The organism is Massilia sp. Root133 (assembly GCF_001426525.1).
Classification (GTDB): Bacteria; Pseudomonadota; Gammaproteobacteria; order Burkholderiales; family Burkholderiaceae_D; genus Telluria; species Telluria orientalis.
In genome coordinates this window covers 17,123-32,880 of record NZ_LMEW01000009.1, presented here as the reverse complement: position 1 = coordinate 32,880, position 15,758 = coordinate 17,123, and the positions used below count along the sequence as shown (strand labels likewise).

Annotated in this window: 17 protein-coding genes; 1 reads left to right on the top strand and 16 read right to left on the bottom strand. The window is 64.1% G+C overall.

Features of this window, described 5'->3' with window-relative positions:
* Positions 1–63 precede the first annotated feature (63 nt).
* The 4 genes from ASD28_RS09090 to ASD28_RS09075 all read right to left on the bottom strand — a co-directional run bounded on the left by ASD28_RS09090 (position 64) and on the right by ASD28_RS09075 (position 6,602).
* The gene (locus tag ASD28_RS09090; RefSeq protein WP_056126516.1) at positions 64–3,180 is read right to left on the bottom strand and encodes an efflux RND transporter permease subunit; all 3,117 of its coding nucleotides are present in this window, start codon (positions 3,178–3,180) and stop codon (positions 64–66) included.
* 5 nt (positions 3,181–3,185) lie between these two features.
* The gene (locus tag ASD28_RS09085; RefSeq protein WP_056126514.1) at positions 3,186–4,361 is read right to left on the bottom strand and encodes an efflux RND transporter periplasmic adaptor subunit; all 1,176 of its coding nucleotides are present in this window, start codon (positions 4,359–4,361) and stop codon (positions 3,186–3,188) included.
* 148 nt (positions 4,362–4,509) lie between these two features.
* Positions 4,510–5,877, bottom strand: a complete 1,368-nt coding sequence (locus ASD28_RS09080) for an ATP-binding protein (RefSeq protein WP_056126511.1) — start codon at positions 5,875–5,877, stop codon at positions 4,510–4,512.
* A complete protein-coding gene (locus ASD28_RS09075; protein WP_056126509.1) occupies positions 5,874–6,602 on the bottom strand; it encodes a response regulator in 729 nt (242 codons plus the stop codon). The genes ASD28_RS09080 and ASD28_RS09075 overlap by 4 nt, the downstream gene beginning before the upstream one ends.
* A gap of 228 nt (positions 6,603–6,830) precedes the next feature.
* Between ASD28_RS09075 and ASD28_RS09070 the strand changes: the two genes are divergently transcribed.
* Entirely contained in the window at positions 6,831–7,331 is a 501-nt protein-coding gene (locus tag ASD28_RS09070) for a Spy/CpxP family protein refolding chaperone (protein WP_056126508.1), read from the top strand.
* Positions 7,332–7,438: 107 nt separating this feature from the next.
* Here the strand turns inward: ASD28_RS09070 and dsbD are convergent, their stop codons facing one another.
* From dsbD to rpsE, 12 genes are all read right to left on the bottom strand, one after another.
* On the bottom strand, positions 7,439–9,307 hold the full coding sequence (gene dsbD, locus ASD28_RS09065) for a protein-disulfide reductase DsbD (protein WP_056126506.1): 1,869 nt from the start codon (positions 9,305–9,307) through the stop codon (positions 7,439–7,441).
* 111 nt (positions 9,308–9,418) lie between these two features.
* Positions 9,419–9,814 (bottom strand): 50S ribosomal protein L17, encoded by a 396-nt coding sequence (rplQ, locus tag ASD28_RS09060; protein WP_056126504.1) that lies wholly within the window; start codon positions 9,812–9,814, stop codon positions 9,419–9,421.
* A gap of 114 nt (positions 9,815–9,928) precedes the next feature.
* Complete coding sequence (locus ASD28_RS09055; RefSeq protein ID WP_036240374.1) at positions 9,929–10,906, bottom strand: DNA-directed RNA polymerase subunit alpha; 978 nt, start codon at positions 10,904–10,906, stop codon at positions 9,929–9,931.
* 233 nt (positions 10,907–11,139) lie between these two features.
* Complete coding sequence (gene rpsD / locus ASD28_RS09050; RefSeq protein ID WP_056126502.1) at positions 11,140–11,763, bottom strand: 30S ribosomal protein S4; 624 nt, start codon at positions 11,761–11,763, stop codon at positions 11,140–11,142.
* A gap of 251 nt (positions 11,764–12,014) precedes the next feature.
* On the bottom strand, positions 12,015–12,419 hold the full coding sequence (rpsK, locus tag ASD28_RS09045; protein WP_036172227.1) for a 30S ribosomal protein S11: 405 nt from the start codon (positions 12,417–12,419) through the stop codon (positions 12,015–12,017).
* A 14-nt stretch (positions 12,420–12,433) separates the two neighbouring features.
* A complete protein-coding gene (gene rpsM / locus ASD28_RS09040; protein WP_036240369.1) occupies positions 12,434–12,799 on the bottom strand; it encodes a 30S ribosomal protein S13 in 366 nt (121 codons plus the stop codon).
* 15 nt (positions 12,800–12,814) lie between these two features.
* A complete protein-coding gene (gene rpmJ / locus ASD28_RS30950) occupies positions 12,815–12,928 on the bottom strand; it encodes a 50S ribosomal protein L36 (RefSeq protein ID WP_005663407.1) in 114 nt (37 codons plus the stop codon).
* A 37-nt stretch (positions 12,929–12,965) separates the two neighbouring features.
* Positions 12,966–13,184: a translation initiation factor IF-1 gene (gene infA / locus ASD28_RS09035; protein ID WP_005663428.1), complete on the bottom strand. Its 219-nt coding sequence runs from the start codon at positions 13,182–13,184 to the stop codon at positions 12,966–12,968.
* 32 nt (positions 13,185–13,216) lie between these two features.
* A complete protein-coding gene (secY, locus tag ASD28_RS09030) occupies positions 13,217–14,551 on the bottom strand; it encodes a preprotein translocase subunit SecY (RefSeq protein ID WP_056126499.1) in 1,335 nt (444 codons plus the stop codon).
* A 29-nt stretch (positions 14,552–14,580) separates the two neighbouring features.
* Entirely contained in the window at positions 14,581–15,012 is a 432-nt protein-coding gene (gene rplO, locus ASD28_RS09025) for a 50S ribosomal protein L15 (protein WP_036240364.1), read from the bottom strand.
* A 27-nt stretch (positions 15,013–15,039) separates the two neighbouring features.
* The gene (rpmD, locus tag ASD28_RS09020; protein ID WP_036240361.1) at positions 15,040–15,219 is read right to left on the bottom strand and encodes a 50S ribosomal protein L30; all 180 of its coding nucleotides are present in this window, start codon (positions 15,217–15,219) and stop codon (positions 15,040–15,042) included.
* Between the two features lie 11 nt (positions 15,220–15,230).
* Complete coding sequence (gene rpsE / locus ASD28_RS09015; protein ID WP_036240359.1) at positions 15,231–15,749, bottom strand: 30S ribosomal protein S5; 519 nt, start codon at positions 15,747–15,749, stop codon at positions 15,231–15,233.
* Positions 15,750–15,758: the final 9 nt, after the last annotated feature.

Here is a 15,758-nt window from a genome sequence, read left to right as displayed (position 1 = left end):
CGGGACCCGAGTTTGAACGGCTACGGAAGCAAAATTTGCCCCCCGCCTTCGCAGGGGCGACGGTTAAGCGACCTTCGTCAATACCGGCTTCCGCCCCTGCTCCGCGTCCGCGAGTTGCGTATCCGTCATCGGACCGCTGCCGCTGTACTTGTCGAGGTACAAATAAATCACCGGGGTGATGTACAGCGTGATGACCTGCGAGAAGATCAGGCCGCCGCACACCGCGAGACCCAGCGGCTGGCGCAGCTCGGCGCCGGCACCGAGGCCCAGGGCGATCGGCAGCGCGCCCATCAGCGCGGCCAGCGTCGTCATCATGATCGGGCGGAAACGCAGGATGCACGCCTGGCGGATCGCCTGCTCCGGCGCCATGCCCCGGTTGCGCTGGGCGTCGAGGGCGAAGTCGATCATCATGATCGCGTTCTTTTTCACGATGCCGATCAGCATCAGGATGCCGATGATGGCGATCATCGTCAGGTCCAGGTTGAACAGGCGCAGCGTGAGCAGCGCGCCCACCGCGGCGGACGGCAGGCCGGCCAGGATCGTGATCGGGTGAATGAAACTCTCGTACAGCACGCCCAGCAGCACGTAGATGACGCCGACCGCGGCGACGATCAGGATCAGTTGGCTCGACTGGGAATCCTGGAACACGGCCGCGTCGCCGCCGTATTTCGTGATAATCGACGCGGGCAGCTTCATGTCGCGGCCCATCTGCTCGATGGCGGCCGTGGCGTCGCCCAGCGGCGCGTCCGGCGCGAGGTTGAACGACAGCGTGATCGCCTGCAGCTGTCCCTGGTGGTTGACGGCGATGGGGCCGACCGTGCGTTTCACCGTCGCCACGCTGGAGAGCTGCACCAGCTGGCCCGTCTTGCTGCGCACCGACAGGCGCGACAGCGCGTCCTCGAACTGGCGGTCCTCGTTGGCCGTTTCCAGGATCACGTAATAGCTGGCCGCGCTGGAATAAATCGTCGACACCTGGCGCTCGCCGAACGCCGCGTACAGCGCCGTGCGGATGTCGCCCACCTGCACGCCCAGCAGGTTCGCCTTGTCGCGGTCGATGTCGAGCTTGGCCTGCAAGCCCTTGTCCTGCGTATCGCTCGTCACGTCGCGGAACAGCGGGTTGTTGCGCATGCGCTCCATGTACTGGTTGGCCCACTGGCCGATGTCGGCGCCGGACACGCTCTGCAGCGTGTACTGGTAGCGGCTCTTGCTCGGGCGGCCGCCCAGCTGCAGGTTCTGCACGGGCGCCATGTAGACATTGACGCCGGCAATCCCGCGCAGCGACTTGCGCAGGCGGTCGACGACTTGCGGCATCTTGTCGCGCTGGGTGCGCGGTTTCAGCACGATGAACATGCGGCCATTGTTGCCGCCGCCGGTGAACGAGGTGACGTCCTGCACGGCCGGATCGGCCTGGATCACTTCCGCCACCTTCGTCTGCAGCACGACGAGCGCCGACGACGAAATGTCCTCGGCCGCTTCGGTCGTCACGCGCAGCTGGCCGATGTCTTCCTCGGGGAAGAAGCCTTTCGGGATGGTCGTGTACAGCACGACGGTCAGCGCGAACGTGCCGAACGCGACGATCAATACGATGAAGCGGTGCTTCAGCGCCACGTCGAGCGTCTTCTCGTAGGCGTTGCGCAGCGCCGTGAAGCCGCGCTCGAAATGACGGCCGATGAAGCTTTTCTCTTCCGTGTGGTCGTGGCCATGTGCCGGGAGCAGGCGCGACGCCAGCATTGGCACGAGGGTCAGCGACACGGCGGCCGACACGAGGATCGCGAGGCCGACGATGACGGCGAATTCGTGGAACAGCAAACCGATCACGCCCGGCATGAAGAAGATCGGAATGAACACGGCAATCAGCGACACCGAAATCGAGACAATGGTAAAACCCATCTCGCGCGAGCCGTCGAGCGCGGCGCGCAGCGGCTTCTTGCCCATCTCGATGTGGCGCACGATGTTTTCCAGCACGACGATCGCATCGTCGACGACCAGGCCGACGGCCAGCGTGATGCCCAGCAGAGAAATGTTGTCGAGGCTGTAGCCGAGCCAGAACAGCAGCGCCAGCGCGCCCAGCAGCGAGATCGGCATCGTGATCGCGGGGATGAACGTGGCCGACGCGCGGTGCAGGAACAGGAAGATCACGAGCACGACGAGGCCCACCGTCAGCGCCAGCGTGAAGTTCACGTCATGGATCGCCTCGCGGATCGATCGGGAACGGTCGTTGACGAGATTGATCTTGATGGAAGCGGGCAGCTGCGACTGGAAGCGCGGCAGCAGGCGGCGCACGCCGTCGACCACTTCGACCGTGTTCGCGTTCGGCTGGCGCTGCACCAGCAGCACGATGGCGCGCTCGCCGTTGTAGGCGCCGAAGGCCCGGGTGGACTGGTAGCTGTCCTCGACGGTGGCCACGTCGCGCAGGCGCACCGGCAGGCCGTCGCGCGTGGCGACGATCAGGTTTTCGAAGTCGGCCGCCTTCATCATCTGGGCGGGCCCCTGGATGGTCAGGGTCTGCTGCGGACCGTCGAGGATGCCCAGCGCCGAATTCGAGTTGGCCGAGCGCAGCGCCGTCGCCAGCTCGTCCATCGTGAGGTTGCGGGCATTCATGAGGTCGGTCTTCGCGCGCACGCGCACGGCGAAGCGCTTGCCGCCGTTGACGGACACCTGCGCCACGCCCGGCAACGTCGAGATCGCGGGCGACACGAGGTTTTCCGCGTAATCGTTCAGCTCGGACAAGTTCATCGACGGCGACGTCATCGTCATGAACAGCACGGGCGCATCGGCCGGATTGACCTTGCGGTACGACGGCAGCGTCGTCATTTCCTGCGGCAGCTGGCGCTGGGCTGCAAGGAGTGCGGCCTGGACGTCGACCGCGGCCGCGTTGACGTCGATCGACGGGTCGAATTCCAGCGTGAGCGACGTGCTGCCCTGCGTGCTCGTCGACGTGATCAGGTTGATGCCGGCGATGGTCGAGAACTGCTTTTCGAGCGGCAGCGCGACGGACGAGGCCATCGTCTCGGGGCTGGCGCCGTCCAGGTTGGCGTTGACGTTGATGACGGGCGTGTTATAGCTGGGCAGCGCCGCGACGGGGATGTGCGAATACGCCAGGATGCCCACGAGGATCAGGCTGATCGACAGCAGCACGACCATCACGGGCCGGCGGATGCACAGTTCGGACAGGTTCATCGTGTTCAGCCCTTGTCGGCGACGTGGACGTCTTTGCCCTTGCCTTTGCCCATGTCGGACGCCAGGCGGACCTTGGCGCCCGGGCGCACGTTCTGCTTGCCGTCGGTAATGACCTGCTCGCTGCCGGCGAGACCGCTGACGGCCGCATCCACGCCCGCGCCGTACACGCGGCGCACCGGCACGAGGCGGGCCGAGTGGTCCTTCTCGAGCACGTAGACGAACGTGCCCTGGGCATTGGTGATGATGGCGTTCTGCGGGATCACGACGGCATCCTTCAGCGTCTGCACGATGACCTTCGTGTTCACGTACTGGCCGGGCCACAGCGTGGTCTCGCGGTTGTCGAACTCGGCCTTCACCTTGATCGTGCCGGCTTGCGGGTCGACCGTGTTGTCGACGAAGCTCAGCAGGCCCTTCACCGGCGCCAGGTCGGCGCCCGGCAACGCCTCGACCTCGACCTTGCCGCGCTTCTGCGCCGCCAGCAGCGACGGCAGGCTGGATTCCGGCAACGTGAACGCGACGGTGATCGGGTCGAGCTGGGTGATCGTCGTGAGCGACGTCGCCGGCTGCACGAGGCTGCCCGGATAGACGTTGATGCCGCCCACGCGGCCGGACATCGGCGCGCGGATCGCGGTGTAGCTGGTCGTGACGCCGCTCGCGCGCGCGGCGGCGGCGTCGGCCTGCAGGGTGGCGCGGGCCTGGTCGACCTGGGCGCGCAGCGTGTCGACGGCGCTCTGGGCGATGAAGTGCTGCGCGAACAAGTCCTGGCTGCGCTTGAGCTGGCGCTCGAGGTCGGCCAGCGATGCGCGGTCGCGTGCGACCTGGGCCTGGGCCTTGTCGAGGTTGGCGCGGTCTTCGCGGTCGTCGAGCGAGAACATCAGCTCGCCCTGTTTGACGAACTGGCCTTCCTTGATGTGGACTTGCCGGATGGTGGCGGTCGTCTGCGGGTGCAGGTCGACGGTGCGGATCGGCGTCACGGTGCCGTTGGCCTGCTGCACGACGGCCACGTCCTGGCGTTGCGGCGCCACGACGTTGACGACGGCCGGCGGCTGCGCCCCGTTACCCTTGCCGCCCGGGGCGGCGGCCCCGTCGGCATGCGATTCGGACCCGTCCTTCATGGCCCACGTGGCGGCGCCGACGGCAACGACGATGCCGGCGACAATCGCGATATTCTTGGTCTTCATTCCACTCCCTGTGCCGCCTGTCCGCGGTCTTTCTCTTTGTGTATTTATGCGATGAGGGTGACGCCGGCCGCAAGACCGGGGCTCCGGCGGAGATTGTCCCACACGGGTGTAACAGTAATGTTTCTGCCCGTGCGATTTTTCAGCGTGCTTATTTGCCGGGATAAAATTCCGGCAACATCAGGGTCGCTTCGAGCCCGCCTTCCGGATGATTGGCGAGGTTGATGCTGCCGCCGTGCTGCTCGGCGATGTTGCGGGCGATGGTGAGCCCGAGGCCCGTGCCGCCCGATTCGCGCGAGCGCGACGTCTCCACCCGGTAGAACGGGTCGAACACGCGCGCCAGCTCGGCGCCCGGAATGCCGGGGCCGGCGTCGCGGATGCGGATGCGCGCCGCGCCGTTGATGCGGTCGACGCTGACCCTGGCCGCGTGGCCGTACTTGACGGCGTTGTCGATCAGGTTCACCAGGCAGCGGCGCAGGTCCATCGGCCGGCCCAGCAGCGCCATGCCGGCGTGCCCCGTCAAGGTCACGCGCTGGCAGCTCTCGGCCGCGTCGGCGACGACGGAGTCCAGCAGCGAGTCGAGGTCCAGCATCTGCATGGCTTCGTTCGTGTCCATGCTGCGCGCCAGATCGAGGCCTTCGCGCACCATCGCCTGCATCGCGGACAGGTCGCCGATCAGGCGCTCCTGCAATTCCGGTTCGTTGACCTTTTCCAGGCGCAGGCGCATGCGCGTGAGCGGCGTCTGCAGGTCGTGCGTGATGGCGGCCAGCATCTGCGTGCGCTGGAAGATGTACTGGCGGATGCGCGCCTGCATCGCGTTGAAGGCGGCGCTCGCCTGGCGGATCTCGTCGGCGCCCGTGAGGTCGAGCGGCGGGTGGTTGATGTCGTTGCCGAGATCTTTCGCGGCCTGCGCCAGCTGCTTCAGCGGACGCGTCGTCATGCGCGCCACGAGGTAGGCGAGGAAAGCGACGCTGACGAGGAAGATCGAGATCGTCCACGTGTAGTCGGTGCGCTGCGGCGACGTGGCCGAGCGCGGCGGCAGCACGGACAGCACGAGGTCGTCGCCGTCGCGCAGGCGCACGGCGATGCTCTCGCACGTACCGCGCCACTTCATGCGCAGCAGGCCGAACACGACGGGCTGTTCGCGCGCCGTCGAGCACGCGACGGGACGCGCGGCCAGCGACCGCATCAGATACCCTTTGCCCATGCGGGCGGCGAGCGCCTGGGTGAATTCGGAGTTGGTCGGGGCAAGCGCCGCCGGATGGGTGTCGACGTCGGCGAGCTGCATGCCGGGACGGTTGGCCACGTCGAGGTAGGCCTTGCGCGCGGACTCGGGGACGATCTCGGTGGCCATGATGAGCTGTTCGGCCCGGTCGAGGTTGTGCAGGTCGCGGAACTCGTCGATGACGCGCGCGCGCTCGGCGTCGGCCAGCAGCTGGGTCAGCGCGGCCGTGAGCAGGATGCCCAGCAGCAGGGTAGCAAACACGCGGCCCGTCATCGAGCCGAGGAAAGCTCTCACGCGCTCGGCTCCACCGTGACCTGGCCGGCCAGCACGTAGCCGCCGTTGCGGACGGTCTTGATGATCTGGGGCATGCGCGCATCCTCGCCCAGCTTCTGGCGCAGGCGGCTGATCTGGATGTCGATCGAGCGGTCGAACGGATCGGCGTCGCGGCCCTGCGTGAGGTTCAGCAGCTGGTCGCGGTTCAGCACGCGGTTCGGGTGCTCCAGGAAGACGCGCAGCAGGCGGAACTCGGCGCCCGACAGCATGATGATGACGCCCTGCGGATTGACGAGGTGGCGCGCGGTGAGGTCGAGCGTCCAGCCCGAGAATTTCATCTGCTGCACGTTCTCGGCCTGCGAGGTCGGCGGCATCGCGTGGCTGCGGCGCAGCACGCTGCGGATGCGCGCCAGCAGTTCGCGCGGCTCGAACGGCTTCGGCAGGTAGTCGTCCGCGCCCATTTCGAGGCCGAGGATGCGGTCCAGCGGCTCGCTGCGGGCAGTGAGCATGATGACGGGCATGGTCGAATGCGCGCGCAGCTTGCGGCACAGCGTGAGCCCGTCGTCGCCCGGCAGGTTCAGGTCGAGCACGATCAGGTCCGGACGCGACTCGTCCAGGAGTTTCCACATGGCGGTGCCGTCGGCCGCGGCAAGCGCGCGGTAGCCGTTCGCTTCCAGGTAATCGGCCAGCAGCGAGCGGATATCGCGGTCGTCGTCGACGATCAGGATGGTAGATGGATTGTCCATAACGCCATTATCGCGAGTTGTTCGAACCCTGAACAGTCACTTTGTATCGGCTTGTATATGGATCTTCCAGGGAAACAAATTGATACAAAGAACGAGAGACGGGAAACGCTGCGCTTACATCTTCGGCCCATGATGGGAACCGTGCGAAGACGACGCGATGCACGCAGATCGGAGCATGAAGACAACGTTTGGCGGTTTGCCAACTTTAACCCCACTAGGAAACCTGAGATGAAAACCTATCGCAAACACCTCCTCGCCGCCCTGTCTGCGCTGACCCTCGGCGCTGCCGCACTGGGCGCCCATGCACAGACGACGGACCAGGCCGCACCGCAGGCCCGCCACGGCATGCAGCACCAGAAGCTGACGCCGGAACAGCGCGCGCAATTCCGCGCCAAGCGGATCGCGAAGCTGCACGACCAGCTGAAGATCACGCCGGCCCAGGAAAACGCCTGGAATGCGTTCGTGACGTCGATGCAGCCGCCTGCACGCCAGCCGCACGACCGCGCCGCCTGGGCCAACCTGACGGCACCGGAACGCATGGCGAAGATGATCGAGCGGCAAAAGCTGCGTACGGCCGCCCTCGAGCAACGCCAGGCGTCGCTGAGCACCTTCTACTCGGTCCTGAGCGCGGACCAGAAGAAGACGTTCGACGAGAAGGCGGCGCGCTTCGGCCACGGCCACGGCGGGCATCGCGGCTGGCAGCAGCGCGGCCATACCGCGCAAGGTTGAATATCCACCGTCGCTCCCGCGCAGGCGGGAGCCCAAGTTCCTCGGCTTGGCCACGAACTTGGGGCCCTGCCGTCGCAGGGGCGACGTTGTTTTGTACAGCGTGAGGATTACTGCAGCTTGCCCAGCGAACCCAGGAACTTGTTCGCATCCTGGTAGCCGATCACCCGGCTATCGGGAATCTCTTTCCCCTGCTTGTCGAACAGGATGATGCCCGGCGGCCCGAACAGCCCAAAGCGCTTGAGCATCGCCCGGTCATCCGCATCGTTGGCCGTCACGTTTACCTGCAGCAGCACGGTATTTGCCAGCCGCGCCTTGACGGCCGGATCGACGAAGGTCAGCTTTTCCATCTCCTTACACGACACGCACCAGTCGGCGTAAAAATCCAGCATCGCGGTGCGGCCACCGGTGGCGGCCAGCGCGGCGTCGAGCTGGCCGACGGTCTTGATGCGCGTGAACGCGAGCGGCTGCGCCGGCGCGCCGCCCGTGAAGCGGGCCAGCGGCGCGAGCGGGTCGCGCGCACCGCTGGCCACGCCGACGAGCTGCGTCGCGCCCAGCACGACGCTGGCGGCGCCCAGGGCGAGACCGGCCCAATGCCCGCGCAGGCCGCGCAGCAGGTAGAAACCATAGCCCAGCAGCAGCGCGGCCCACAGGACCATCTGCACGATGCCCGGCAATACGGGCGCGGCCATCCACAAGGCCATCGCCAGCATCAGGACGCCAAAGAAGCGCTTCACGGATTCCATCCACAGGCCCGCGCGCGGCAGCAGGGAGCCCGCGGAGACGCCTACGAGCAGCAGTGGAATGCTCATCCCGACCGCCATCGCGAACAGGGCGGCGCCGCCGATGACGACGTCGCGCGTCTGGCTGATGTACACGAGCGCACCCGCGAGCGGCGCGGCCACGCACGGGCCGACGATCAGTGCGGAGATCGCCCCCATCACGAACACGCCGGCCAGCTTGCCGGACGACTGGCGGCCGGAGGCGCTGGACAGCCGGGTCTGCAACGCGGCGGGGACCTGCAACTGGTAGACGTCGAACATCGACAACGCCATCACGACGATCAGCAGCGCGAAGCCGCCCAGCACCCAGGGATTCTGCAGCGCGGCCGCCAGTCCTTCGCCGAGCAGGCCGGCCGCCACGCCCAGCGACGTGTAGACGATCGCCATCCCGAACGAGTACGCGAGCGACAGCACGAAGCCGCGCGTGCGGTGCACCTGTTTTCCTTCACCCACGATGATCGACGACAGGATCGGCACCATCGGCAGCACGCACGGCGTGAACGCGAGGCCCAGGCCCAGCAGGATGAACGCGGGGACGATCGCCAGCAGGCGGCCACCCTGCAGCAGCGAGGCGATGCCGGAGAGTTCGGACGGCGCCGCCGGTGTCACGGGCGCGACGGGCGCCTGTGCGAGTGCGAGTGCGGGTGCGGGTGCGGACGCGGGCGCGGGCGGCGTATCGACCTGTGGCGCGGGTTGTCCCGGGAAGTTGAACCCGCCGCCCTGCCCCGGCGCAACGCTCATCTGCGGCGCGCTGCCGCCGGCACCGGGCGTGAGCTGGACCGACGCATCCTGCGGCGGATAGCACAGGCCCTTGTCGGCGCAGCCCTGGCCGGTGGCGGTCAGCGTGAACGGTCCGGCGGCTTCGACCGGGATGCGGATCTCGACCCCGTTGTGATAGGTCTCGACGTTCTTCTGGAACGTGTCGTCGTACTTGATCTTGCCGGGCGGGATGACGGCCTCGCCGAGCTTCGCGCCGCTTGCCGCGAAATGGAAGCGCTCGCGGTACATGTAGTAGCCGTCCGCGATTGCGTAATTGACGACGATCGTGTGTGCGTCCGCCATCTGCGCGGAGAACTTGAATGCCTGCTCAGGCGGCAGGAAGTCGTCGTCGGCGTGGGCGGGCGAGACGAAGGCGAGGCAGGCCAGCAGCCATGCGGCCAGCAGTCGCGTTATCGACAGGGAAAAAGATCGGGACATGGTCGGAATATTGGTTCAACGCATCAGCATGGTACACCGGGTGCGTTTAGTGCGCTGCAGACGAAAAAAAACCAGGCCGGAGCCTGGTTTTTCATGTTGCTTGAACCGCGATTACTCGGCGGTCGGCGCGTCGTCAGCCGAGGTGACTTCCGGACGATCGACCAGCTCGACGAAGGCCATCGGGGCGTTGTCGCCAACGCGGAAGCCCATCTTCAGGATGCGGATGTAGCCGCCCGGACGCGCGTTGTAGCGCGGGCCGATTTCGGCGAACAGCTTCTGGACGATTTCGCGGTCACGCAGGCGGGCGAATGCCAGGCGCTTGTTGGCCAGGGTGTCGCTCTTGCCCAGGGTGATGATCGGCTCGACGACTTTGCGCAGTTCCTTGGCTTTCGGCAGGGTGGTCTTGATCGCTTCGTGACGCAGCAGCGAAACGGTCATGTTGCGCAGCATGGCGAGGCGGTGGGACGAGGTACGGTTCAGCTTGCGAAGGCCGTGACGGTGACGCATGGTATTTCCTTTCGAGTTAAGTTTAAATCCGAGCTCTTCGATCGCCGCTTATGCGCGACGCGGGCCGGTTGGCGTTGAACGCCCGGGACACCTGCCCCGGGCGGGTGCTGCAAATTACTTTTCCAGACCTGCGGGCGGCCAGTTCTCGAGCTTCATGCCCAGGGTCAGACCACGGGAAGCCAGGACTTCCTTGATCTCGTTCAGCGACTTGCGGCCCAGGTTCGGCGTCTTCAGCAGTTCGTTTTCCGAACGCTGGATCAGGTCGCCGATGTAATAGATGTTCTCGGCCTTCAGGCAGTTTGCCGAACGGACGGTCAGTTCCAGGTCGTCCACCGGACGCAGCAGGATCGGATCGACCAGCGGCGCACGCGACGGTGCTTCCGCGGCGGCTTCCGTGCCTTCCAGGGCGGCGAACACGTTCAGCTGGTCGACGAGGACGCGGGCCGACTGGCGGATCGCTTCTTCCGGCGTGATGACGCCGTTGGTCTCGATGTTGATGATCAGCTTGTCGAGGTCGGTACGCTGTTCGACACGGGCCGATTCCACGGCGTACGACACGCGGCGGACCGGCGAGAACGATGCATCCAGGATGATGCGGCCGATGGTCTTGTTCGTGTCTTCCGACAGGCGGCGCACGTTACCCGGCACATAGCCGCGGCCTTTTTCGACCTTGATCTGCATGTCCAGCTTGCCGCCGGCGGTCAGATGGGCGATCACGTGTTCCGGGTTGATCAGTTCCACGTCATGCGGCAGGTCGATGTCCGAAGCCAGGACCGGGCCTTCGCCTTCCTTCTTCAGGGTCAGCGTCACGGAGTCGCGGTTGTGCACCTTGAACACGACGCCTTTCAGGTTCAGCAGCAGGTCAACGACGTCTTCCTGCACACCATCCAGCGACGAGTACTCGTGCACGACGCCGGCGATCGTCACTTCGGTCGGCGCGTAGCCGATCATCGACGACAGCAGCACGCGGCGCAGCGCGTTACCCAGCGTGTGGCCATAACCACGTTCGAACGGTTCCATCACGACTTTCGCGTGGCCGGCGCCGAGCGTTTCGACATCGATAATACGTGGCTTCAACAAACTATTTTGCATGAGTGTCCTCTTCAATACCCTCGGCTCGTTACACCGATAAGGCTGATGGCATCAGTAGTAGAAACGCCTGCTTCTGGGAGCAGGCGGTAAAGCGAATTCGGTGCAGACGGAAACGGATGTTCCGTCGTTCCCGCGGAAGCGGGAACCCATACACAGCGGGCTTTCGCCAGCTCAGTATGGATCCCCGCTTTCGCGGGGACGACTTCGGCGCGGGATGACCGCGCCAAAGTCGATTAACGCGAGTACAGTTCGACGATCAGCGCTTCGTTGACGTCGGCAGCGATCTCGTTACGCTCCGGATACGAACGGAAGGTCGCTTCCATTTTCTTGGCGTCGACCGACACCCAGCTCGGGAAGCCAACCTGCTCGGCCAGCGACAGGGCTTCGAGGATACGGGTCTGCTTCTTGGCCTTTTCGCGGACGGCGACGACGTCGCCGGTCTTGACCTGGTACGAAGCGATGTTCACGACGTTGCCGTTCACGGTCAGGGCCTTGTGGCTGACCAGCTGACGTGCTTCGGCGCGGGTCGAGCCGAAGCCCATGCGGTAGACGACGTTGTCCAGACGCGATTCCAGCAGCTTCAGCAGGGTCTCACCGGTGTTGCCCTTGCGGCGCGACGCTTCGGCGAAGTAGCGGCGGAACTGACGCTCCAGCACGCCGTAGATACGCTTGACCTTCTGCTTTTCGCGCAGCTGGTTGCCGTAGTCCGACGTACGCTGGCCCGACTTGACGCCGTGCTGGCCCGGCTTGACGTCCAGTTTGCACTTCGAATCGAGCGAGCGGCGTGCGCTCTTCAGGAACAGGTCGGTGCCTTCACGGCGCGACAGTTTTGCTTTAGGTCCGATATAACGTGCCACGTTAAACTTCCTTTGTTTGAATGATCACGCCCCGGATGCGGCCGAAGTTCAGTACTTCTTCCACAACAGGCGCTAGTCCAGTTCTTCGATGAGACCGGACGTGGCTTACAAAAACCTCATGGCCAGGACGGCCCGAGGCGACAATAGCCGGGCAGTATAACCCATTTCTGGGTTAACTGCACCGGCGATTCTTTACACCACGGCGTGTAGCGCATCAATGCTGCGACGGGCGGCGAACCGCCCGGGCAACATTAGATACGACGACGCTTCGGCGGACGGCAGCCGTTGTGCGGAACCGGCGTCACGTCCTGGATCTCGGTGATCTTGATACCCAGGTTGTTCAGCGCGCGCACAGCCGACTCACGGCCCGGGCCCGGACCCTTGATGCGGACTTCCAGGTTCTTCACGCCGTATTCCTGAGCAACCTTGCCAGCTGCTTCGGCTGCGACCTGAGCCGCGAACGGGGTCGATTTACGCGAACCCTTGAAGCCTGCGCCGCCGGACGTCGCCCACGACAGGGCATTGCCCTGACGATCGGTGATCGTGATGATGGTGTTGTTGAACGATGCGTGGACGTGTGCGATGCCTTCGGCGACGTTCTTCTTGACTTTCTTGCGGATGCGGGCTGCAGCCGCCGAGCTTTGTTGCTTAGCCATGGTCAGTTCCTAGATTATTTCTTGAGCGATTGAGCTGCTTTGCGCGGGCCCTTGCGGGTACGTGCATTGGTACGGGTGCGTTGACCGCGGACCGGCAGGCCTTTGCGGTGACGCATGCCGCGGTAGCAGCCCAGGTCCATCAGACGCTTGATGCTCATGGACAGCTCACGGCGCAGGTCGCCCTCGACTACGAACTTGCCGACTGCATCACGCAGCTTTTCCAGCTCGTTGTCGTCCAGGTCCTTGACCTTCTTGTTGGTCGCAACGCCGGTCGATTCGCAGATCTGCTTCGAGCGGGTACGGCCGATACCATAGATCGCCGTCAGGCCGATGACGGTGTGCTGGTGATTGGGGACGTTGACCCCTGCAATACGTGCCATTCGATATTCCTCGTATTAACCTTGACGCTGCTTGTGACGCGGCTCGACGCAGATCACACGGACCACGCCCTTGCGCTTGATGATCTTGCAGTTGCGGCAGATCCGCTTGACTGAAGCGTTAACTTTCATTTTGCACTCTCTTCCAGATTCGATAACTTGATTAGTTTTACTTGGTGCGGAACACGATGCGGGCCCGGGACAAGTCGTAAGGGGTCAGCTCCACCGTTACCTTGTCACCCGGAAGAATGCGGATGTAATTCATCCGCATTTTACCCGAGATATGTCCAAGCACCACGTGCCCGTTTTCCAGCTTCACGCGAAAGGTCGCGTTCGGGAGGTTCTCCAGAATCTCCCCTTGCATTTGGATGACGTCGTCTTTTGCCATTCGGTCTATTCACTCCTGGGGGCGCCGGCCGCTCAACGCGACGGGATACCGCCCTTGAAATTAGCCTTGCGCAGCAGCGATTCATATTGCTGCGACATGACGTAGTTCTGCACCTGCGCCATGAAATCCATCGTGACGACCACGATGATCAGGAGCGAGGTTCCGCCAAAGTAGAAAGGTACTTTCCACTGGCTCTGGAAGAACTCCGGCACCAGGCACACCAGCGTGATATAGACCGCACCGGCCAGGGTCAGGCGCATCAGGATCTTGTCGATGTAGCGTGCGGTCTGCTCGCCCGGACGGATGCCCGGTACAAACGCGCCGCTCTTCTTCAAGTTGTCCGCCGTTTCCTTGCTGTTGAATACCAGCGCCGTGTAGAAGAAGCAGAAGAACACGATGGCCACCGCATACAGCAACGCGTGGATCGGTTCGCCCGGGCTCAGCGAGGCAGCGAGGTCTTTCAGGAACCCGACGACGGGGCTGTTGACATCTTTGCCGCGCGTGAACCAGTCGACGATCGTGGCCGGGAACAGGATGATCGACGAAGCGAAGATCGGCGGGATCACCCCAGCCATGTTCAGCTTCAGCGGCAGGTGGCTGGTTTGGCCACCATAGATCTTGTTACCGACCTGGCGTTTCGCGTAATTCACCAGGATCTTGCGCTGGCCGCGTTCGACGAACACGACAGCGTAAGTCACCAGGGCTACCAGAATCACGATGATGATCGCGGAGAAGCTACCGATCGAACCGTTCGACACCAGGGTGAACAAGCCACTCAGTGCGCCCGGCAGACCTGCTGCGATACCGGCAAAAATGATGATCGAGATACCGTTGCCAAGACCGCGCTCGGTGATCTGCTCGCCCAGCCACATGAGGAACATGGTGCCGGTCAGCAGGGTCACGACGGTCACGAGGCGGAAGCCCATGCCCGGATCGATCACGAGGCCTTGCTGCGCCTCGAGCGCGACGGCGATACCGAACGCCTGGAACAGAGCCAGCACGACCGTGAAGTAACGGGTGTACTGGGTGATCTTGCGGCGGCCGGCCTCGCCCTCTTTCTTCAGTGCCTCCATCTGCGGCGAGACGATCGACACCAGCTGCATGATGATCGAAGCCGAAATGTACGGCGTGATGCCAAGTGCGAACACGGCAAAACGAGACAAGGCACCGCCCGAGAACATGTTGAACATGCCGAGAATGCCGCCCTCGTTCTGCTTGAACAGCTGGGCCATGGCGATCGGGTCAATCCCGGGGACCGGGATATGAGCTCCGATACGGTACACGACCAATGCGCCAAGCAAGAACCACAACCGGCCCCAGGGGAAACCGGATGCAGCACTTTTACCAAGTTGTGAATTAGTCGCCAATTTTTGCTCCGATCAGGCAGCGGTCGCGTTTAGGCGACCGAGCCGCCAGCTGCTTCGATTGCTGCTTTCGCGCCAGCGGTTGCCTTGATGCCTTTCAGGTTCACCGCTTTGGTGATTTCGCCCGACAGGATCACGCGCACGTCGCGAGCGACGACCGGCAGCACGCCGGCTTGCTTGAGCACCAGGACGTCGACGTCGGCGACGGCCAGGTTGTTCAGGTCCGACAGACGCACTTCAGCCTTGAACGTAGCGTTCAGCGACTTGAAGCCACGCTTCGGCAGACGGCGCTGCAGCGGCATTTGACCGCCTTCGAAGCCGACCTTGTGGAAGCCGCCCGAACGCGACTTCTGACCCTTGTGACCGCGGCCGGCGGTCTTGCCCAGGCCCGAGCCGATACCGCGACCGACGCGGCGCTTGGCGTGTTTCGCGCCTTCAGCGGGTTGGATGGTATTGAGTTGCATTATTTTCTCCGTTGACCAAGCCGCAGCTTAGTCGACAATTTTCACGAGGTAGTTGACCTTGTTGATCATGCCGCGGATCGCCGGGGTGTCCTGCAGCTCGGAAACCGAGTTGACACGACGCAGACCCAGACCGCGCACGGTGGCGCGGTGATCCTGGCGGGTACCGATCAGGCCTTTGACCAGCTTGACTTTGATGGTGTTTGCCATAGTTATTCCCCTTAACCCAGGATCTCTTCCACCGACTTGCCGCGCTTGGCAGCGATGTCGGCCGGAGTGCTCATTTTTGCCAGACCGTCGAGGGTCGCGCGAACCAGGTTGTACGGGTTCGACGAACCGGTCGACTTGGCGACGACGTCGGTCACGCCCATGACTTCGAAGATTGCGCGCATTGCGCCGCCTGCGATCACGCCGGTACCCGGCTTGGCCGGCGACATCATCACGTACGACGCGCCGTGGCGGCCGGTGACGCTGTGCTGCAGCGTGCCGTTCTTGAGGGGCACCTTGATCAGGTTGCGGCGGGCTTCTTCCATCGCTTTCTGCACGCCGACCGGAACTTCCTTCGACTTGCCTTTGCCCATGCCGATGCGGCCATCGCCGTCACCGACAACGGTCAGCGCTGCAAAACCCATGATACGACCACCCTTGACCACTTTGGTCACGCGGTTGATCGCGATCATTTTCTCGCGCATGCCATCATCCGGCTTGTCGCTTGCCATTTTCGCTTGCATTTTTGCCATGACGATTCT